The 19,693-nt window shown below is 56.9% G+C and carries 16 protein-coding genes and 2 tRNA genes; 10 read left to right on the top strand and 8 right to left on the bottom strand.

The features are described 5' to 3' along the window. Positions 1–2: 2 nt before the first annotated feature. The 8 genes from GRI41_RS04795 (at position 3) to phoB (ending at position 6,507) form a co-directional block, all read left to right on the top strand. Positions 3–77 (top strand) — tRNA-Glu (locus GRI41_RS04795). A gap of 53 nt (positions 78–130) precedes the next feature. Continuing rightward, positions 131–205: transfer RNA gene (locus tag GRI41_RS04790), tRNA-Glu, on the top strand. 107 nt (positions 206–312) lie between these two features. Further along, complete coding sequence (locus GRI41_RS04785; RefSeq protein ID WP_160603610.1) at positions 313–1,491, top strand: ATP-binding protein; 1,179 nt, start codon at positions 313–315, stop codon at positions 1,489–1,491. A 169-nt stretch (positions 1,492–1,660) separates the two neighbouring features. After that, positions 1,661–3,046, top strand: a complete 1,386-nt coding sequence (pstC, locus tag GRI41_RS04780) for a phosphate ABC transporter permease subunit PstC (protein WP_160603609.1) — start codon at positions 1,661–1,663, stop codon at positions 3,044–3,046. Next, positions 3,039–4,304, top strand: coding sequence for a phosphate ABC transporter permease PstA (pstA, locus tag GRI41_RS04775; protein ID WP_160603608.1), 1,266 nt, complete (start codon positions 3,039–3,041; stop codon positions 4,302–4,304). Before pstC ends, pstA begins: the two co-directional genes overlap by 8 nt. Next, complete coding sequence (pstB, locus tag GRI41_RS04770; RefSeq protein ID WP_160603607.1) at positions 4,298–5,089, top strand: phosphate ABC transporter ATP-binding protein PstB; 792 nt, start codon at positions 4,298–4,300, stop codon at positions 5,087–5,089. The genes pstA and pstB overlap by 7 nt, the downstream gene beginning before the upstream one ends. Further along, on the top strand, positions 5,089–5,760 hold the full coding sequence (phoU, locus tag GRI41_RS04765) for a phosphate signaling complex protein PhoU (protein ID WP_160603606.1): 672 nt from the start codon (positions 5,089–5,091) through the stop codon (positions 5,758–5,760). The genes pstB and phoU overlap by 1 nt, the downstream gene beginning before the upstream one ends. A 60-nt stretch (positions 5,761–5,820) precedes the next feature. Beyond that, complete coding sequence (phoB, locus tag GRI41_RS04760) at positions 5,821–6,507, top strand: phosphate regulon transcriptional regulator PhoB (protein WP_160603605.1); 687 nt, start codon at positions 5,821–5,823, stop codon at positions 6,505–6,507. A gap of 84 nt (positions 6,508–6,591) precedes the next feature. Here phoB and GRI41_RS04755 read toward each other — a convergent pair whose 3' ends face one another. Then, positions 6,592–8,025: a sodium-dependent transporter gene (locus GRI41_RS04755; protein ID WP_160603604.1), complete on the bottom strand. Its 1,434-nt coding sequence runs from the start codon at positions 8,023–8,025 to the stop codon at positions 6,592–6,594. A gap of 114 nt (positions 8,026–8,139) precedes the next feature. Between GRI41_RS04755 and panB the strand changes: the two genes are divergently transcribed. Further along, positions 8,140–9,012 carry a 3-methyl-2-oxobutanoate hydroxymethyltransferase gene (gene panB, locus GRI41_RS04750; RefSeq protein WP_160603603.1) on the top strand — a complete coding sequence of 291 codons (873 nt, stop codon included), beginning with the start codon at positions 8,140–8,142 and terminating at the stop codon, positions 9,010–9,012. Positions 9,013–9,077: 65 nt separating this feature from the next. Further along, positions 9,078–10,151 carry a DUF475 domain-containing protein gene (locus GRI41_RS04745; protein WP_160603602.1) on the top strand — a complete coding sequence of 358 codons (1,074 nt, stop codon included), beginning with the start codon at positions 9,078–9,080 and terminating at the stop codon, positions 10,149–10,151. On the opposite strand, the gene GRI41_RS04740 is transcribed toward GRI41_RS04745, so the two are convergent. From GRI41_RS04740 to GRI41_RS04710, 7 genes are all read right to left on the bottom strand, one after another. Continuing rightward, positions 10,117–11,085: a bile acid:sodium symporter family protein gene (locus GRI41_RS04740; RefSeq protein ID WP_160603601.1), complete on the bottom strand. Its 969-nt coding sequence runs from the start codon at positions 11,083–11,085 to the stop codon at positions 10,117–10,119. The two genes, GRI41_RS04745 and GRI41_RS04740, sit on opposite strands and share 35 nt — an antisense overlap. A 57-nt stretch (positions 11,086–11,142) precedes the next feature. Further along, positions 11,143–12,921: a tetratricopeptide repeat protein gene (locus GRI41_RS04735; RefSeq protein WP_160603600.1), complete on the bottom strand. Its 1,779-nt coding sequence runs from the start codon at positions 12,919–12,921 to the stop codon at positions 11,143–11,145. Then, a complete protein-coding gene (prsR, locus tag GRI41_RS04730; protein ID WP_160603599.1) occupies positions 12,905–14,281 on the bottom strand; it encodes a PEP-CTERM-box response regulator transcription factor in 1,377 nt (458 codons plus the stop codon). The genes GRI41_RS04735 and prsR overlap by 17 nt, the downstream gene beginning before the upstream one ends. Continuing rightward, positions 14,281–16,401 carry an XrtA/PEP-CTERM system histidine kinase PrsK gene (gene prsK, locus GRI41_RS04725; protein ID WP_160603598.1) on the bottom strand — a complete coding sequence of 707 codons (2,121 nt, stop codon included), beginning with the start codon at positions 16,399–16,401 and terminating at the stop codon, positions 14,281–14,283. The genes prsR and prsK overlap by 1 nt, the downstream gene beginning before the upstream one ends. Continuing rightward, positions 16,401–17,786 carry a TIGR03013 family XrtA/PEP-CTERM system glycosyltransferase gene (locus GRI41_RS04720; RefSeq protein ID WP_160603597.1) on the bottom strand — a complete coding sequence of 462 codons (1,386 nt, stop codon included), beginning with the start codon at positions 17,784–17,786 and terminating at the stop codon, positions 16,401–16,403. Before GRI41_RS04720 ends, prsK begins: the two co-directional genes overlap by 1 nt. A 123-nt stretch (positions 17,787–17,909) precedes the next feature. Continuing rightward, on the bottom strand, positions 17,910–18,194 hold the full coding sequence (locus GRI41_RS04715) for a hypothetical protein (RefSeq protein ID WP_160603596.1): 285 nt from the start codon (positions 18,192–18,194) through the stop codon (positions 17,910–17,912). A 66-nt stretch (positions 18,195–18,260) separates the two neighbouring features. After that, a complete protein-coding gene (locus GRI41_RS04710) occupies positions 18,261–19,643 on the bottom strand; it encodes a helix-turn-helix domain-containing protein (protein ID WP_160603595.1) in 1,383 nt (460 codons plus the stop codon). Between the last annotated feature and the right edge of the window lie 50 nt (positions 19,644–19,693).

Genomic DNA, 19,693 nt, shown 5'->3' with positions numbered 1-19,693 from the left:
ATGGCCCCTTCGTCTAGCGGTTAGGACGCGGCCCTTTCACGGCTGAAACACGGGTTCGATTCCCGTAGGGGTCACCAGTGATGGCTTTTTGCATCCTGAGTGGCAAAACTGAACGCCGCTCACCACGGATGGCCCCTTCGTCTAGCGGTTAGGACGCGGCCCTTTCACGGCTGAAACACGGGTTCGATTCCCGTAGGGGTCACCAGCAATTTTCGGCTTCATTCATAGGGGCCGCCCCTCTTTCATCCTGTTTGGCGACATTCCGGCAAAACTGGTGGCATAGCGCCGCAGCTATCGCTACGGGCAGCGGAGATGATCCGAAACGGAAACTCCTTCTGGCCGGGCCTGCTGTTGGCACTAGCGACAGCGATTGCTCTGTTCGCGAACGGGCTTAGCCTTTGGTGGATTCTTGCCGTGCTGCTCGTCTGGATCGGGACCTTGTACCTTGTCGGCGCGGCCCCTCCACCGGAAGAGCCAGTGAGCGAGGAAGACCCGTTTAGCAGCGACAATATGTCTGAGCTGGTCGAATTTTCAGGAACGCCTATCATAATGATGGAGGGCAGCCGGATAAGTGTTGCAAACCGCGCGGCACGAAAACTGCTCGGTAAACATATTATCGGGCAGGATATGCGCGTGGCGATGCGCCACCCAAAAGCCATCCGCTTGCTCGAATCAAACAAGAGCGGAAGCGCACAGATCCAGGGGCTGACACGCCGCAAGGACGTGTGGCGGATCAATCGCCGGATTGTCGGCAATGGCATTTCCGTGGTTGAATTGCTCAACAAGACCGCAGAAGTCGATGTCGCCCGTTCGCACACCGATTTCGTAGCAAATGCCAGCCATGAGTTGCGTACACCGCTCGCCTCGATACTTGGCTATGTCGAAACGATTCGTGACGAAGGCGACGCACTTCCGCCTCAAACCAAGCAGAAGTTTCTCGACACTATTCTCGCCGAAGGCACGCGGTTACAGAGCTTGGTAAGCGATTTGATGTCGCTGTCGCGTATCGAGGCCGAGAAGCATGACAAGCCGGCGGAATCGATTGCTCTCACCCAGCTCGTCCGCAACTCTTCGAGCGATGCTGCGGGATTGAACCGGAAAGATCGACTGGCGCTGGATCTGCAGGACAAAATTTTCGTCAACGGCGATGCCCGGCAGCTGGAACAGCTCACTCGCAACTTGGTCGATAACGCCCTAAAATACGGACACGCAGACAGCGAAGTGCGAGTCTCTCTTTCGCTGACAGAGAATGATGAAGCCAAGTTGCAGGTTACCGATTCGGGTGAAGGAATTGACCCGGAACAGATCCCCCACCTCACTCGCCGATTCTACCGTACCGATCCCGGGCGCAGCCGTGCCTCCGGGGGGACAGGGCTCGGGCTGGCGATTGTGAAACACATTGTGGAGCGTCACCGTGGACGTCTCGACATTGCCAGCGAGCTTGGCCAAGGCACAACTGTGACGGTCAGAATTCCTGCGCAGTCAGGCTGACCTCAAAGTCATTCGGGGCGATTGTCATGCTATTGTCACAAAACTTAAACATCGCGGATCGCGACGGGCTTGCGATTCTCGATCCTCGCTCTGCGCCAATTGCTTCATGTTCAGCGTTTGATGATCTAAGCCTCCAGCGAACACTACGAATTAGGGATCCGTTCGGATAATGTCGCCAGCCATTCTCCTATTACTTGCAGTCGGTTTGGGGCTGGCCGGTTGGCTGGTCGCGCGTGCGCGCGCCTGGGCATTCCGAAGCAACGCTGACAACGGCAGATTGGCTGCCTTGCCGACCTATCATGCATGGTATGTCGCCCTGTGGATCCTTGTCCCGCTGGGCGTTTTCATCGTGATTTGGATGGTCGCATCACCCCATTTGATAGAGCAATCGGTCCTCGCCTCGCCTGCTGCGGCCGATCTTCCCGAATTCGCATTCCAGCGAGATACGCTGCTTCGAGAGGCCAATGCTGTCGCAAACGGTACCGCCAACGCGGTGTTCAACGAAGGGGCGAAGCCACTGGTTGAACCCTTCCGCGAGGCCATTGGCTTCTACAATCTGATCGGCTTTCTGAGCACACTAATTATCGGCTTCCTGTGCGGCACATGGGCGTTCTTGCAATTAAAGCCCGATTTTGCAGCGCGTACCCGTGTTGAGAAGACAGTGATGGCTGCATTGATGCTCGCCTCGCTTGTCGCCATCCTGACCACGCTGGGCATCGTCGTAAGTCTGGTATTTGAAACCTTCCGGTTCTTCGGGATGGTTAGCCCGATCGACTTCTTGTTCGGCACCCAATGGGGTCCCGATCCGATGAGCAATCCGGACAATCCGGACCCGTCGCGCTTTGGTGCGATCCCGCTGTTCTGGGGAACGATCTATATCGGCGCGATTATCGCAATGATCGCTGCGATCCCGCTTGGCCTTATGAGCGCGATTTACCTAACCCAATATGCCGATCAACGTTTGCGCGCCTGGCTCAAGCCCGCGCTAGAGATTCTCGCGGGTGTGCCAACCGTTGTGTACGGTTATTTCGCGGCACTGACCGTCGCGCCCTTCATTCGCGACTTGGCGGTGGCAGTGGGTATCAGCGGCGCCTCAAGCGAAAGCGCGCTCGCCGCAGGCCTGGTGATGGGCGTTATGATCATTCCTTTCGTGTCGTCGATGGCGGACGATTCGATTGCGGCGGTTCCGCAGGCCATGCGCGATGGCAGCCTGGCGATGGGCGCGACCAAATCCGAAACAATCAAGAAAGTCTTGGTGCCCGCCGCCCTTCCCGGCATCGTCGCAGGCATCATGCTCGCAATCAGCCGTGCGATTGGCGAAACGATGATCGTGGTCATGGCCGCCGGTGCGGCGGCCAATCTGACGGGCAATCCGCTCGAAGCGATGACCACAGTCACTTTCCAGATTGTCGCCATGCTGACCGGTGAAGGTAGCTTTGACCATCCGGCTACGCTGAGTGCATTTGCACTGGGTTTTGTCTTGTTCATGGTGACGCTGGGACTGAACTTCGTTGCCTTGCGTGTCGTGAAGAGGTTCCGTGAAGCATATGAGTGACACCGCAGCATCTCTGCCCAATATGCCCACGCGAAACGCGGCGTTTGAAGCGCGCTTGAAGAAGCGCTACGCGGCCGAACGCCGGTTCAAATTTGCAGGTCTGGCCGCAGTCCTGTTTTCGGTCTTCGTGCTGGCATTCCTGCTTTTCACCATGACGGTGAACGGGATTGGCGGCTTTCAACGTGCCGAGCTGGCTGTGCCAATGGCATTGTCGGAGACCGGCATCTCGGGCGATCCTGCTGTTCTGGCGCAAGTGGACGCGGAACAACGCCTGGAAACACAGGGTTTGGCCGACGCGGTTCAGGTCTATGCCGAAACTGCTCTGGGGGCCGATGGTGCCGAGGAACTCAGCCCCAACGCCTGGCGCGAAGTTGCGCAGCAGATCATTGCCGATCCGGCGCTGTTGCAGCGCGAAACCACTTTCTGGCTACCGGCATCGCCGGGGCTCGCTGCGGCGCTTGAAGGCGAAGGTGTTCCCGAACTTCGCCCCATTGCCGAGCGGCTGCAAAGCGAAGGCAAGCTAGAGAAGCGACTGGACCTCGGCTTCCTGAAGCGTGCCGATGCAACCGATCCGCAATCTGCAGGCATCTGGGGGGCGCTCAAAGGGTCGGCGTTGACGATGATCGTGACCTTGTTGCTCGCCTTTCCGATTGGCGTCATGGCTGCACTCTATCTGGAGGAATACGCGCCGAAAAACCGTTGGACGGACTTTATCGAGCTTTCGATCAACAATTTGGCTGCGGTTCCCTCTATCATTTTCGGCTTGCTCGGATTGGCGGTTTTCCTGACTTTGTTCCCCAATCTGAGATCAACCCCCATTATCGGCGGTATGACGCTGGCGCTGATGACATTGCCGGTAATCGTTATCTCGGGACGTAACGCTATCAAGGCTGTGCCGCCGTCCATTCGCGATGGCGCATTGGCGGTGGGCGCTTCACCGGTTCAAGTCGTGTTCCATCACGTGTTGCCGCTCGCCCTGCCCGGCATCCTCACCGGAACTATTATCGGTATGGCGCGCGCCTTGGGCGAAACTGCACCGCTACTGATGATCGGGATGCGGCTGTTTGTCGGCACGCCGCCGGAAGGGCTAACCTCGCCCGCAACGGTCTTGCCGATGCAGATTTTCCTCTGGTCCGATGAAGTCGACCGAGGTTTCGTAGAACGGACTTCGGCTGCTATTATCGTCCTCTTGCTGTTCCTGCTATTGATGAACGGCCTCGCAATCTACCTTCGCAACAAATTCGAGAAGAAATGGTGACTGTAATACACCCCAATCTGGAAGCCACCGACGCGAAGATGAACGCGAAGGATGTGTCCGTGTACTATTCGGACAAAAAGGCCATCGACAATGTGTCGATCGAAATCCCGTCAAAATATGTGACATCGTTCATCGGTCCCTCGGGCTGCGGAAAGTCGACATTCCTGCGTGCACTCAACCGCATGAATGACACGATCCCCACCGCGCGTGTCGAGGGCGAAATTACACTTGATGGTGAAGATATTTACCGCTCAAAGATGGACGTTGTGCAACTGCGCGCGCGGGTCGGAATGGTTTTCCAGAAACCCAACCCGTTCCCCAAATCTATCTACGACAACATTGCTTACGGCCCTAAAATTCACGGAATCGCGCAGGGCAAAGAAGAACTCGACGAAATCGTCGAACGTTCTTTGACGCGTGCCGGCCTTTGGAACGAAGTGAAAGACCGGTTGAGCGATAGCGGCACCGCTCTATCGGGCGGTCAGCAACAGCGGCTCTGCATCGCCCGGGCAATCGCGGTCGATCCGGAAGTCATTCTGATGGACGAACCATGTTCGGCGCTCGATCCGATTGCGACGGCCAAGATCGAAGAACTGATCGCTGATCTGAACGGCAATTATGCGATCGTGATCGTTACGCACTCGATGCAGCAAGCGGCACGCGTGTCGCAGCGCACGGCGTTCTTCCATCTCGGCCAAGTCGTGGAATATGGGCGCACTTCCGACATATTCACCAATCCGCTAGAACAGCAGACACAGGACTATATCACGGGACGGTACGGCTAATGAACGAGCATACAGTCAAAGCATTTGATGAAGACATCACCCGTTTGCGCGGCCTGATTGCTGAAATGGGCGGCTTGGCCGAGCTGTCGATTCAGGAATCGCTGGAAGCCATGATCAATGGCGATGCAAAGCTGGCCAAAGATGTCGCCAAACGCGACAAGAAAATCGATGCGCTCGAATCCGAAGTAGACAAGCTGGCCGTCAGGATCATCGCTTTGCGCGCACCGATGGCGGACGATCTACGGGAAGTCATTGCAGCACTGAAAATCGCCGGTGTTGTCGAGAGGATCGGCGACTATTCCAAGAACATCGCAAAACGAGTGAGCGAAGTCGAGGAACGCAAGCATTTCGAACCGCTTACCCTGCTGCCTGCAATGGGAGAGCTTGCCGCGGAAATGGTCCATGATGTACTCATGGCCTACGCCGCACGTGATGCCGTTTTGGCGCGCGAAGTGATCGCGGCTGACCATAAGGTCGATGCGTTCTACAACAGCATCTTCCGCAATGTTGTCAGCTATATGATGGAGAATCCAGCCACGATCTCTAGCGCTGCGCAATTGCTGTTTGTTGCAAGAAATATCGAGCGGATTGGCGATCACGCAACCAATGTTGCCGAGATGGTCCACTATGCCGCGACAGGCTCTTATCCTCCTGACGAGGATGACGGTTAGGCGACATTTCGCGCTGCCTGACACAAGACTGTAACACAAAGTCTGCTAGGGGCTCACGCCATGCCGATAGCACAATTGCTCATTGTTGAAGACGATCCGGCTCTGTCGGAATTGCTTGAATATCGCTTCGAGAAAGAAGGCTATTCGGTTCGCTGCACAGCTGACGGCGACGAAGCGTTGGTCCTGGCTGCCGAAGACAAACCGGATCTCATCATTCTCGACTGGATGATCGAAGGCACGAGCGGGATCGAAGTATGCCGCAGGCTGAGGCGGTCAAAAGAAACCAGCCACGTGCCGATCATCATGCTCACTGCGCGTGAGGATGAAGACGACCGGATCCGCGGACTCGATACCGGTGCTGACGACTATGTGACCAAGCCATTTTCTCCGAGAGAGCTTCTTGCCCGCGTTGCTGCCGTAATGCGGCGTATTCGCCCTGTACTTGCCGGCGAATCCGTAAAAGTAGGCGACATCACGCTGGATCCCGTCGCGCATAAGGTTATGCGCAGCGGAACCCCCATCAAGCTGGGCCCTACCGAGTACCGCCTTTTGCAGTTTTTCATGGAAAGCCCCGGGCGGGTTTTCTCCAGAAACCAATTGCTCGACGGCGTTTGGGGAACAGGCAGCGATATCGAACTACGCACGGTGGACGTGCATATCAGGCGGCTGCGCAAAGCGATTGCTGACGAAAGCGGGTCCGATCCGATCCGGACCGTTCGATCCGCGGGCTATGCGCTAGAAAGCTAAGTCCCCTCGACTTACAAGACCACAGAGAATGGACAGGCCGCCTCTTCCCAGAAGCGGCCTTCTCCTTTTTCCCTGAAAACTTCGTTAGCCGAGCAGGCCCGGAACCAGTCCAAACAGCAGCACCAGAGATACCGCGATGGGCGCTGCCCAGGCGACCAGGAAACGCCAGACAAGGAACATTCCGTCCGACAATCCGGTTTGGGCTTTCACCATATTGGCATCGGCACGCCAACCAACGAAGAGCGCGACCAACAACGCGCCAAGCGGCAGCATGATCTTGCCGGTAAACCCGTCCAGCGTGTCGAGAATGTCGGTTTCCGCGAAAATATTCCAGAAGCCGAGCGGCCGTACTTCTGACCAGACATTATATCCCAATGCGCAGGTGACACCGATTGCGAACGCGACCAGGCCAACCACAATTGCGGCCTTCTTCCGCGCCCAGCCTGTTTTATCGATCACCCATGCGGTTGGCCCCTCAAGCAGCGAGATAGAGCTGGTCAGCGCCGCGAAGAAAATCAGGATAAAGAACACAAAGCCGACCAACGCGCCTGCCGGCATTTCATTGAATGCCACCGGAAGCGTCTGGAAAATCAGAGCCGGACCACCTGCCGGGTCGAGACCAACAGCGAAGACGATCGGGAAAATCATCAAACCGGCAAGGATCGCAACCGTCGTATCCGCCATCGCAATCATACCCGCTGTCGGGGCGAGATTGACGTCTTTCGAGACATAGGCACCGTATGTCAGCAGCCCACCAGCGGCGAGGCTCAGCGAAAACAGCGCCTGACCAAGAGCTTCGTTCAGAACCACCGGTGACAGCTTGCTGAAATCAGGAGTGAACAGGAACGCAACCGCTTCGCCAAAGTTGCCGGTTAATGCGCCGTAGATCGTGATGATGACGAGCAGCACAAAAAATGCCGGCATCAGCCATGTCGCAGCCTTTTCAATGCCGTCATGCACACCGCTGGCCACAATCCAGATAGTCGCCGCCATGAAGATCGCATGCAGAATGATTAACCGGGTCGGATCGGCAAACAGATCACCCATACGCCCGGTTATCTGGTCTTGCGTTTCGCCCGCAAATGCCCCGGCAAAAACATCTCCCGACATTACCGCGCCGAGGAAGTCACCGCCTGCCAGATAGACATAGTTGATCACCCAACCGGCAACCACCGAATAGAAGGACAGGATAAGGAAACCACTGGTAATCTGTAGCGCGCCCAACCCTTTCCAACGGGTCGATACTCCCGATTCCCTGGCAACATTTTCTACCGATCCAATCGCGTCCTCTCCACCCGCGCGGCCCAACATAATCTCGGAAAGGACCAGCGGCAGGCCGAGCAGCACCACAAAGCCGATATAAACGAGAACGAATGCCCCGCCCCCGCTCTCACCAGCCAGTGTCGGAAAACGCCAGATATTGCCCAAACCAACCGCAGCGCCGACCGCTGCAAGGATGAATGCTGAGCGTGAGGACCAGCCTTGTTCACCCGATTGGGTGCCTGCCGTAGAAACCATTGTAATCTTCTCCCGAGCGGCTCTGCGCCGACTTCTCACCGCGCTTTTGCCCTGAATCCCGGCCCTAGTCGAGCAACCATTTGCGCAAATCCACGACTCGGCTAGAAGCGTGAAATGTCTACGACCTTTCAGCTCGATACATCCACAAGCCGCGCGAACCCCACTCCGGCGCCGATGAAGCGCCTGACGGTGCCGAAAATCCGGCGGCGGAAAGTGGACGGCGTAACCGAAGAGCCATTGGTAATGCTGACGGCCTACACGGCCCGTCAGGCGCAATTGCTGGATGCGCATTGTGATCTCTTGCTGGTCGGCGATTCACTCGGCCAGGTTATTTACGGCCTGCCTTCGACAATTCCGGTGACTTTGGAAATGATGGCCAATCATGGTGCTGCCGTAGTTCGCGGCAGCTATCATTCGGTGGTTGTGGTCGATTTGCCTTTCGGATCCTACGAAGCGTCGAAAGAGCAAGCTTTTGAAAGCGCGTCTTACTTGCTCAAGGAAACAGGGGCTGCTGCGGTTAAGCTGGAAGGCGGCGAAGCCATGGCAGAAACCGTGGAGTTTCTGAACAAGCGCGGCATTCCGGTGATGGGACATGTCGGCCTTACCCCTCAGGCCGTAAACGTTCTGGGTGGCTATATGGCTCGCGGCCGCAGCGAGAGTGAGGCCGACAAGATCGTGAATGACGCAAAGGCGTTGGACGATGCCGGGGCATTTGCCGTGGTAATAGAAGGCGTCGTAGAACCAATTGCCATCGAAGTGACCAAAGCCATCGCCTGTCCCACAATCGGCATCGGGGCATCCGCGCAGTGCGATGGTCAGGTGCTTGTCACCGAAGACATGCTCGGCATGTTCGAGCGCGTACCGCGCTTCGTGAAGAAGTATGACGACATCGCATCGATGATCGAGAAAACTGTCGAAAGCTACGCCAGCGAAGTGCGCGATCGCAGCTTCCCGGGCGAAGCGCAAACATACCAACCCAAAAAATAATCGGCCAATTGCGGCGGCGAGAGGTTTTCTCTAGCTGGCTGCGATTGCAACCATAGGCGTTACGCATGCAAACCCTTCTCCGTTATTACAAATTTTCGTTCCTGTTCACGCTGGTCTGCCTTGGCCTTGCCATTTGGTATGGCTGGACCAGCACCGGCACCATTGCGGGGACCGCATCGCTATTGTGGATCGTGATTGTCCTGTCGGTTCTCGAAATTTCGCTGAGCTTCGACAATGCGGTGGTCAACGCATCCGTTCTCAAGGACATGAGCGACATCTGGCAAAGGCGCTTCCTCACCTGGGGTATTGCCTTTGCTGTGTTCGGCATGCGGATTGTCTTTCCCTTGGCGATTGTCGCTATCGCTGCCGGGCTGGGCCCGCTCGAAACCATTGATCTGTCGCTCAACGATCCGGTCGAATATGAAAGAATTGTCAGTTCTGCGCATGTCGGAATTGCCGGTTTCGGCGGGGCATTTCTCGCTATGGTCGGCCTGAAATTCTTCTTCGATCTGGAAAAAGACATTCACTGGATCGGCTTGGTCGAGAAACAGCTATCGAAATTCGCTGCACTGCCTGCAGCAGAGATTGCCCTTTTGCTGTTGGTAATGTGGGGAATTTCCACTTTGCTCGACCCTGCGGACGCGCTCACATTTCTGATTTCCGGCATATTGGGGCTTGTCACCTTCATCGCGGTTGAAGGGATCAACACCATATTGGAAATGAAGGAAGAGGCAGCCAAGCTCCAAGGCGCGGTTGTGCGCAGCGGCCTCGGCGGGTTCCTTTACCTCAACGTGCTCGACGCATCGTTTAGCTTTGACGGTGTGATCGGTGCCTTTGCGCTGTCGAACAACATGATCGTGATCGCGTTGGGCCTATCCATCGGCGCAATGTTTGTCCGCTCGATGACCATTCATTTGGTCAAGCAAGGAACATTGGCGCAGTACAGATTTCTCGAACATGGCGCATTCTGGGCGATCATCGTGCTCGGCGGTATCATGCTGGCTTCGGCGAAATTCCATATTCCCGAAACGATCACCGGCTTGATCGGAGCAATGCTTATCGGCCTTTCACTTTGGTGGTCGATCCGGACCAACAAGAATGAGCCTACAGCCGACGAAGCGAATTCGAAAAACGCTTAGCCAGCGGTGCCGATACGACCAATTGCAGCAGGTGGTATAGAAGCAACGGAACCAGCAGCATCCCTGCTGATTCCGGCGTGAACAGCACCAGTGCGAGCGGAGCACCCATTGCCAGGCTCTTATGGGCACCCGCGAATGTGAAAGAAATTCGATCCTCCGGCGCAAGCGCCAAGCCGCGCGAGAGGATCCATGCTCCTGCAAATCCGAATGCCAGAAATGCGCCGATGATAAGCACAAGCCAGCCCCAACCAGCGGGATCAAGCTTGCTCCACAGACCTTGTTCGACCGCGCCTGAGAACGCGACATAGACCGCGATTGCAATTGCAATGCGGTCCATCCAGCCAACCAAAGACGGATGCGCGCCCAGCCAAATTTGCAGGCGGGTCTGTAAGATCTGCCCCATCGCAAATGGCAGCAGAACAATTATGAATATCTTGAACACCCCTTCCGGACCAAGCTGCACAAGCGCTCCACCGCTCAGCCATGCGAAGATCGGCGCGCTGATAAACACGCCGATAATGTTGAGCAATGCCGCCGACACCACCGAGCTCGCCACATTTCCACCGGCGATCGAGGTATAGGCCGTGGCTGATTGTACCGTCGATGGCAGTACGCCAAGGTAGAGCAAGCCCAGCGCTACAAATGCGGGAAGCACTCCCTCCCCCAAAGCAGAAAGCCCCCAACCCGCCAGCGCCATTGCTCCAAAGCACCAGAGGGTCAGCGGCAGCAGCAAACGCCAATTGCCGATCCCGGCAAGCACCTCTCCGCGCGACAGACGCACACCATTCAGAAAGAACAGGGAGAATATCCCGATATTCGAGATCACTTGGGCAATCTCGCGACCAGTTCCCACCGCTGGAAACACCGTCGCAAGCGCGATGGCGAGGATCAGCAAGCGGACCATCAGATCGATATTGGTAAGAATTCGAAGCATCGCGCATGCCCTGCCTGCGGCCAGAACAAAAGTCGACACGCCAGTTAGTTGAAGGTGTTAGTCGGGCAAGCGCGCCAGTTTAGCTTCGAGAGCCGCCGCCAGCTGTTCACCGCCTTCAAGTTGTCGGTACGCTATCGCAAGCGCCTTGGTCGCTTCCCTGCTCATTGGCTGGATGCTATATGCGACCTCGGCTAGTTCAATTCCCAACGCTGAATCGCCGGTTCGGATGGCTATCTCGGCGCGCAGTGAAAGCAGCACCGGATCGCGCATGCCACCATTGGCGATTGCGTGATCTGCAAAAACTGCTGCACCGTGCCAGTCCCCGCGTGAACCCGCAGCGATTGCCAAGGCTGTTGCTGCCTCTACATTTCCCGGATCGCCAACCAGATAGTTGGCAAGCAGCGACAAAGCTTCATCCTTTTTGCCAGATGCGTCCAACGCCACAATTCGCTTGCGCGTCAGCGTCCACGGCGCGCGGATTGATGCCGCTTGGGCATAGCGCTCGATCGCAATGTTGTTGCGGCGCGCGGCCAGATTGGCGTCGCCTGCCAGCGTCAAGGCGTCCGAAGACCCTTTGAACCTCTCAAGGAATGCGTTCGCCGCCGAAGCCGCCCCGCCGGCATCTCCGCCATTCACACGGCCTCGCACCAGAGCAAGCGCATCAAGTCCGCTTTCCGGCCCTCTGGCTTCCGCAACATCGAGTGCCGTGTCGCTTTGTACAGCGACCAGATTGCCCGGACGCCGTCGAGCAGCGGCGTCAATGAAGAATGCCGCCTGCTCTCGATCATCAAGCGCCTCGTATGACCGCCCAACCAACGTTCTTAGATATGGCGACGCGCTTGGCCGCCTCGCCAATTCTCCATAGCGATAAATCAGTTCTTTATCATTGCCGCCCAACGACAATGCGCGAGCCAGCAGTTGCCGAACCCGCCCGTTGTCGGGCTGCTGCGAAGCGAGCCGCTCCAAAGTTTGAGCAGCGCTTGCGTAGTTTCCGTTTTCGATGTCGATGATGCCCGAAAGCAGCATTCCGGCAGGCTTTTCTCGGTCATCCTTGCTTGCTCGCAGAAGCAGCGTCTGGGCGAGCTCGAACTTGCTGCCGCGCGCCGCCAGTACCGCCTGAAGATAGAATATTCTGCGGTTTGTTGGATCGATCCGCGCAATGTCGCGCACGACTTTCAACATGTCACGCGCGCGGCCCAGTTCACCCAAAGTCGCGGCATAATCACCCAAAAGCTCAACATTTTTCGGATTGCGCTCGATCGCCCGTTCGAACCACGGGATCGCGGCATTCATGCCTTCGGAGTCGCGCACTAGTTGCGCGCGGAACTGGAGCGCGGCGGCATTCTCTGGATCGAGCTCGACTGCATATAGGCTCGCCTCGACCGCTTGAACCTGCTCCCCTCCGCGATAGCGCAAACGCCCGATGTCGACCCACAATTCGGAATTCTCGCGCGTTACCGCCAGCGATTTGTCAAAGGCCTCTCCCGCCGCCGGTAAATTGCCCTCACGCATTTCAAGGCGGGCCAGCATATGGAAACCATGCCCACGCGACTGATCGGAGAATTCGCCGGCCTCCAGCCATTGGCGTGCTTCGGCCAATTCGCCCTGCTGAAGTTCCGCTTCGCCGAAATATGCGGCAACATCATCTCGCGACGCGCCATTCGCCATCATCTCGCGCAAAATCAACTCGGCACCCAGCCCATCGCCGCGCGCCAGCGCGCTGCGCGCCTGTTCGATAGGCGTCAGCTCAGGCGCGGATTCGCCGCACCCAGCAATAGCCAGGCACAACGCCGCAGCCGCGACTTTCCAAGAGTTGCGATTACGCGTGAAGGTCATACTGTTTGAGCAAATCGTAGAGCGTAGGACGACTTATCCCGAGCATTTTGGCGGTGCTCGAAATATTGCCTTCGCTTCGGGCCAATGCATGCCGGATCATCTTGCGATCGGATTGCTCGCGCGCGCTTTTCAGATTGAGCGCATGCGCATCCTCCGACTCCGCATCTTCTAGATCGAGATCCTCAACGCCCACAAGCTTCCCGTCCGCCATGATGACCGCGCGCTTCACACGGTTTTCCAGCTCGCGCACATTGCCCGGCCAGTTCCAGGCATCAATCGCGGCCATCGCATCGCTGGCGAACCCCTTGACCTGAGGGTTCATCTCTTCGGCGAACCGGCTCAGGAAAGCCTTGGCCAGCAAAGTCGCGTCGCCCGGACGATCGGCAAGCGCAGGAATTTTCACGACGATTTCCGCCAAGCGGTAGAACAGATCTTCGCGGAACGTGCCCTCACCTATCATCTCTTCCAGGTTCTGGTGCGTGGCGCAAACAATGCGCGTATCGACTTCAATCTGCTTGCGCCCGCCAATCCTTTCAATCGTGCGTTCCTGCAAGAATCGCAGCAGTTTGACTTGCAGCGGCAATGGAATGTCACCGACTTCGTCGAGAAACAGGGTGCCGCCATGCGCCTGTTCAATTTTACCTTCGGTGGTTTTCACCGCGCCGGTAAACGCGCCCTTCTCGTGACCGAACAATTCACTCTCGAGAAGATTCTCGGGGATCGCAGCGCAATTGATGGCAACAAACGCGCCGTCTTTCCGATCGCTTGCGTCGTGTAGCCCTTTGGCCAGCAACTCTTTACCCGTTCCGCTCGCACCCAGCAGCATCACCGAAACATTGGTTTTGGCAATCCGTTCTATCGTCCGCGCAACTTTGACCATTTCAGGCGCTGCTGTGATCAAGGTACCCAGTACCGTCTTGTCGTCGCCCGCCTGCTCGGCCAGCCTGCGGTTTTCTTCCTCGATTTTGGTGAGGTTGAGCGCGCGGCGCACGATCAAGCCAAGCGCTTCTATATCCACGGGCTTTTGATAGAAGTCATAGGCCCCGTGCTTGATTGCCTGCAGTGCACTTTCCCGCGCGCCATGCCCCGAGGCGACAATGACTTTTGTCTCGGGCTTAAGCGCCATAATCGCGTCAAGCACGGCAAAACCCTCGCTCGTCCCGTCGGGATCCGGCGGCAGGCCCAGATCGAGCGTCACCACCGAAGGCTCCTCCGCGCGGACAGCCGCCAAAGCGCTCTCGCGGTCGCCGACGATTGTCACATCAAAATCTTCATAGGCCCATTTGAGCTGCGCCTGCAGCCCTTCGTCATCCTCGACGATCAGGAGTTTCGGCAGTGCATCGGATTTGTTGTTAGCCATCAGGCGGCCTCGTCAGTTGATTGCGATTGGGGCTTGCGAAGTAGTTCGCTGACTTCGGCTAGCGGAAAGGAAATGATGAAACGGGTACCAAGACCTTCGCGCGATTCGACTTCGAGCCGTCCGCCCATCGTGCGTACTATCTCGCGTGCTTCGAAGGCGCCGATGCCGAATCCGCCCGCTTTCGAAGAAACAAAGGGCTTGAACAGGCCGTTGCGGACGAATTCTGCGCTCATACCGACGCCAGAATCGACAATATCGATCCGCCCGCGCACGCCGTCGCTGGTAACGTCGAGATATACAGGGGAGTCTTGGTCGCTCACATCGATGGCATTTTGGACCAGATGGACCAATGCCTGATCGAGCGCTTCCCCATCCGCCAAGATCGTGCTGCTGTCGTCGCGTACGACCGAAACCGGATGCGCGCCCGCATACTGGCTGGCGACATTGGTTGCGACGAGAGCCAGATCGACCGGCTCCCGTTTCTCCAGCCCACCTTTACCGTACCGGCCCAAACGCGCCAGTAGCGCGTTCAACTTGTCGGCACTGTTGCGCAACGTGACAAGCATGTCCGCGCGAAAGTCCGGGTTTTCCGCATAACGTTCTGCATTGCGGGCCAGCAAAGCCAACTGGCTCGCCAAGTTCTTGATGTCGTGCATAACGAACGCAATCCGGCGATTGAATTCGTCAAATCTGGCCGATTCCATTAGCGCTTGTTGGCCCGATTGTTCCGCTAGATAACTGGCTAGCTGCTGCCCGACGACGCGGAACAGATCGAAATCTTCCCAATCCAGCTGTCGCGGATCTGAAGGACGAGCGAGCACAATAATTCCGGTGAGACGGTCGAAATGGAGTAGCGGGATCAGCGCCCAGACATCACTTTCATCACGGATCCAGTCGGGAAGTTCTTCCAATTCGCTATATTGGGCCTTCCCAACCCTTACTTCGTCAACATCGAGAATGAATCCCGTTTTTTCGAACAATGCCGCTAGTTCGCTGTGGACCGGATCTGCTGGAACATCGATCCCCTGCCACGACCAGCGAGAGGCCAGCTCAAATCCGCCCGTGTCACCAGGCAGCAGCAACAGTCCTGACGGGCTGTCGGTTATGTCAGCCATCGCTTTGATCGCACGTTTTTGTAGCGGTTCGCTATCCCCGTCACCTTGACCGATGGTTTGGGTAAAGCGCAGCCACTCTGCACGATAATCATAGCGGTGCTGGAACAGATGTTTGACCGCAGTAACGCGCACCCAGCCCCGCAAATGTTGTGAAGGGAGCCAAAGCAGGGCCACTACGGTGGCAATGAAGGTGAAACCAACTTGCACCAACCGGCCAAAGTCCCCGCCGATTACGGTGAGCGATTTGGCAATCCCCACCATCACCAGCAGATATGTACCAATCGCCAGCAGCGACAACGATTGGAAGGCAACGCTGCGCGAAGGCCGCAGGCGGATATTTTCCGCACTCCGCTTTGAACCGATGGCTAGCGGGATCGCTATGGTTGCGGCCACCAGCCCGCGGATCGCCAGCAGCTCGGCCGGCAAACCGCCAGCCATATAGGCCACAGCATAAAAATTGAGGTCAAAAGCCCACATCGCGGCAAGGCCCGAGGCACTCCAGCGAAGCATAGGCCGAAAGCCGGGTGCGGCTCCGACATACAGACTGTGCAACAGTGCCAATGCAGCCACCGAAACCATCACATGGAACATCGTTGACACTTGGAACACAAGCGCGCTGAGTTCGTCAGTGATTGCAAAGTTGATTGCAACGAACAGTAGACCGATCTGGAGAATCTCGACGCCGACAAGCACCAGCACAACCAACCGCATGGGCTTGAGTGTTTGGTCGCGCCCGTCATTGGCAAACAGCCGGTAAAGCGCCAAGATTAGGGCAAGATTGCGCGCGGTCTCAAAAACGATCGCAAGCGGTGAACTGGCCGAAAGCGCCGCGGTCACCACGCACCAGACAGCTGTCAGACCAAGCGCAGCGACAACCGCATCGTGGTCCGGCCGGTCCTTGTCGCCCCGTGAATGAGTCCACCCGGCAGCGAGCGCACAAACCGCAGCTCCCCCCAGATAGAGGATGAAGCCAACCAGGCTCCAGATGTCGGCGCTGGCAGGCATCAACGGGCCCCCTCAGGCCACAGCACTACGCGCAGTGTTTGCAGCATGATCAGCAGATCAAGAAACGGCGTGTAGTTCTTCGCGTAATAGAGATCGTATTCGAGCTTGTGCCGCGCGTCCTCGATCGAAGCGCCGTAGGGGTAATTGATTTGCGCCCATCCGGTAATTCCGGGCTTCACCATGTGGCGTTCTGCATAATAGGGAAGTTGCTCTTCCAGATCGCCGACAAATTTGGGCACTTCTGGCCGCGGGCCGACAAAGCTCATCTCGCCTTTCAGAACGCTCCATGTCTGTGGCAATTCGTCAATCCGGACCTTGCGGATAAATTTGCCCAAGCGGGTCACGCGCGGGTCGTCTTTCTCCGCCCATTTAGCACCATCTTTTTCGGCATCGGTCCGCATTGACCGCAATTTGATCAAATCAAAGCTCTGGCCATACAAACCGACGCGTTCCTGACGGAAAAATGCCGGCCCTTTGCTGTCGAGCTTCACCAACAATGCGAAAAGAAGAATGATCGGCAGCGTGATAGCGAGAAGGATGCAACTGGCGACAACGTCAAACACCCGCTTGGCGGCGCTTGAAAACAACCGCCCCGACGAGAAACCGTCAGAGAAAATGAGCCAGCTCGGATTGACCGAGTCCAAATCAACGCGGCCCGTTTCGCGCTCGACGAAACTGCTGAAGTCATTGATGTGAACGCCCATCGTTTTCATCCGCAGAAGATCTTTCAGCGGTAGCGAATTGCGGCGCTCTTCCAGCGCCAAAACCACTTCGCGGGCATCGAGGTTTTCAACGAAACGCCCCAGATCATGAACCGCAGCGCGCGGTATTGCATCTTCGACGACCTGTTCGCCTTCGTTCATGCCGATGAACGACACAATAGCAAAACCGGCTCCCGGGTCTTCGCCCAGTTTGCGAAGACGCATTGCGCGGTTACCGGCCCCGAGTACCATAACGCGACGTCGGAAAGCCGACCGCCCCAAAAATGCGCCGAGCAACATCCGGTTGAGCAACAGCAGCACCACCGAAATTCCCATCGCGTAGAGCAATGTCGAACGCCAAAATGTCGATCCGGGGAGCAAAAAGTCGATGAAAGACAACGCAATAATGCCCAGGCTTATCGCAACCAGCAGCCTGGCGGCGGCAAACCGCATGGAGCGTAGCGAGTCATTGCCGTAGACACCGACTGACACCATCGCCAGCCATACAACGCTGATAAATCCAATCAGCGAGATCGACCGTTCAGCTATGGTTCCAGGGTCCATCCCGATCTGCGACGCGCGCAGCAGCCACGCGAGCTCACCGCCCAGCAGCAACAGTGCAAGGTCAAACAGCGCCAGCAACATGACGGCATTGGGAATATAATGCTTAAATAATCGGATCATCTGTCCCGGTCCGGTAATCCTTCGAAGGATCACTCAGATACGGGAAAGATATGAAATGTCGGTAAACTTTACAGTCTCCCGCTTTTCCGACGAAAAATGCGGGTTTCACTGGTTAACCAGCGGTTACTCTCCGTCAGTAATTTCGTCGGCGACTTCCTCGACGGCATCGCCAGCTTGTTCGGCAGCGTCGCCGACCTGGTTGGCTGCATCGGCGATCGCGTTGTCTTTGGCGACTTCTGCACCGCTCATCTGGGTCAGATAGATAATCGCCGCTACGACTGCCACGAGTAACACGACAAGGAAAAGCCAACCCTTCGATCCGCCACCAGAGCTTTCCGTGCGAATTACCGTTTCTGAATGTGTGTTACCATCCGGCGTCGTAGTCGTTGTGGTGCGTTCTTCGGTCATAATTATCTCCTGATGTGCACACCAACGAATAACCGCGAGGCAAGGTTCCCTGCCCTTTGCATTTGGTCAACGCTCGCCAAACCGGAAGGGCGTTACACCTCGAACGATCGGATCGAACCGTAATTGCGCCCCGCGTGGTGGTAACGAACGTTGGCGGCAGGACGGACGATGGCATCTCGCGCAACCCATTCCGATCCGCTGCGCATCCTCGGCTGAGAGATTCTGGCCTCTTGCCTGCGCCAGATCGCCCGCAAGTTTGGATTCGAGCCCAAGAATAATGACGAAGCGTGCCTCGCCGCTCGATCCGCTCCCCTCCACCGTTCTTGCAATGGTGAACCAATGGTCGGGGCCGGCATCAACGCCTTGCGCCAGAACGGTTTGGCAGCACAGCTCTCCGGGCCGCTCAAATGCGCTATTCGCCACCCATAGCGGGCAACTGGCATCACTTTCGAGCAGCGTCGATCCACTCGCACCCGCGAAGCGCTTCGAGAACTGCCCCGCACGATCAATCCTTGCCATAAAGAATGGCAACCCGCGCTGACCAACGCGCTGCAAAGTTGTGAGCCGATGCGCCAATTGTTCAAAACTGACCCCGAATCGGCGGCGAAGCACCGGCAAGTCGTAATTGGTCGCCTCGCAGGCCCGCAAAAAGCGTGAATAGGGCATAAGCAGGGCAGCGGCGAAATATCCGAGCAAGTGGCGTTCAAACAACTTTCGCGCCGCCTCGTCGGTAAACTGCGCGCCGGAAGCAATTCCTGAAATCTCTTCCTGCTGCTCCAACTGCGCAATTTGCAACGCCACTTGAAAATTGCGCGACGCCGGCGAGAGCATTTCGGACAATTGAAGCTGGCGAGCATGAAGATCCAACCGGCGTAGTGCATCTGGCATTACCTCACGCGGAAGGATCCGGATTGCCAATTGGTGTTTCTCACGCAGCCGTTCTGTCAGCCCCAAGCCAATGTCGCTACGCGACAGTCGCATCTCGTCCGCGAGCTCTTCTGCCTTCTCATCCAGATCGGCGAAGTGATTGCGCCAACGCTCCACTTCCACGCGCGACTGAGCCATCGGATCGCTGCCTTCGTCCACGCTTCTACCTGCGGTATCATACAGTCTTGCGAAGGCAGCTGCGACTTGTGGCGCCGATGCAAGGAACTCTGTCAATTCATCACGGTCGATGCCAAATTCAGCGAAGCGTTCGTCAGCAAATCTACGCGCGAGCCCATCGACGCCGCCGATCGATTCATCTTCGCGCAAATTACGCGGATCAAAGTCGAACTGGTCAACAACCTGAAACACGACACGTGCGGACAATGGGCGCTGATTGCGTTCGATCAGATTGAGATAGCTGGACGAGATCGACAGGCGCGCTGCCATTGCGGCTTGCGTCAATCCCTCCTTCTTGCGCAATCGCCGGATTGCAGGACCAGCGAACAACGGGCCTTCGGACATTTTGTAACTTTCTTTACAACATTACACCGTAAACTGCCATTTTCGACGCC

It is taken from the genome of Pontixanthobacter aquaemixtae (genome assembly GCF_009827395.1).
GTDB lineage: Bacteria > Pseudomonadota > Alphaproteobacteria > Sphingomonadales > Sphingomonadaceae > Pontixanthobacter > Pontixanthobacter aquaemixtae.
Note: the sequence above shows the minus strand (reverse complement) of the source record. Positions and strands in the feature narration are given on the sequence as shown.

Coding starts and splice junctions, on each gene's coding strand:
- GRI41_RS04785 (WP_160603610.1), top strand. CDS start 313: ATGATCCGAAACGGAAACTCCTTCTGGCCGGGCCTGCTGTTGGCACTA.
- pstC (WP_160603609.1), top strand. CDS start 1,661: ATGTCGCCAGCCATTCTCCTATTACTTGCAGTCGGTTTGGGGCTGGCC.
- pstA (WP_160603608.1), top strand. CDS start 3,039: ATGAGTGACACCGCAGCATCTCTGCCCAATATGCCCACGCGAAACGCG.
- pstB (WP_160603607.1), top strand. CDS start 4,298: ATGGTGACTGTAATACACCCCAATCTGGAAGCCACCGACGCGAAGATG.
- phoU (WP_160603606.1), top strand. CDS start 5,089: ATGAACGAGCATACAGTCAAAGCATTTGATGAAGACATCACCCGTTTG.
- phoB (WP_160603605.1), top strand. CDS start 5,821: ATGCCGATAGCACAATTGCTCATTGTTGAAGACGATCCGGCTCTGTCG.
- GRI41_RS04755 (WP_160603604.1), bottom strand. CDS start 8,025: ATGGTTTCTACGGCAGGCACCCAATCGGGTGAACAAGGCTGGTCCTCA.
- panB (WP_160603603.1), top strand. CDS start 8,140: ATGTCTACGACCTTTCAGCTCGATACATCCACAAGCCGCGCGAACCCC.
- GRI41_RS04745 (WP_160603602.1), top strand. CDS start 9,078: ATGCAAACCCTTCTCCGTTATTACAAATTTTCGTTCCTGTTCACGCTG.
- GRI41_RS04740 (WP_160603601.1), bottom strand. CDS start 11,085: ATGCTTCGAATTCTTACCAATATCGATCTGATGGTCCGCTTGCTGATC.
- GRI41_RS04735 (WP_160603600.1), bottom strand. CDS start 12,921: ATGACCTTCACGCGTAATCGCAACTCTTGGAAAGTCGCGGCTGCGGCG.
- prsR (WP_160603599.1), bottom strand. CDS start 14,281: ATGGCTAACAACAAATCCGATGCACTGCCGAAACTCCTGATCGTCGAG.
- prsK (WP_160603598.1), bottom strand. CDS start 16,401: ATGCCTGCCAGCGCCGACATCTGGAGCCTGGTTGGCTTCATCCTCTAT.
- GRI41_RS04720 (WP_160603597.1), bottom strand. CDS start 17,786: ATGATCCGATTATTTAAGCATTATATTCCCAATGCCGTCATGTTGCTG.
- GRI41_RS04715 (WP_160603596.1), bottom strand. CDS start 18,194: ATGACCGAAGAACGCACCACAACGACTACGACGCCGGATGGTAACACA.
- GRI41_RS04710 (WP_160603595.1), bottom strand. CDS start 19,643: ATGTCCGAAGGCCCGTTGTTCGCTGGTCCTGCAATCCGGCGATTGCGC.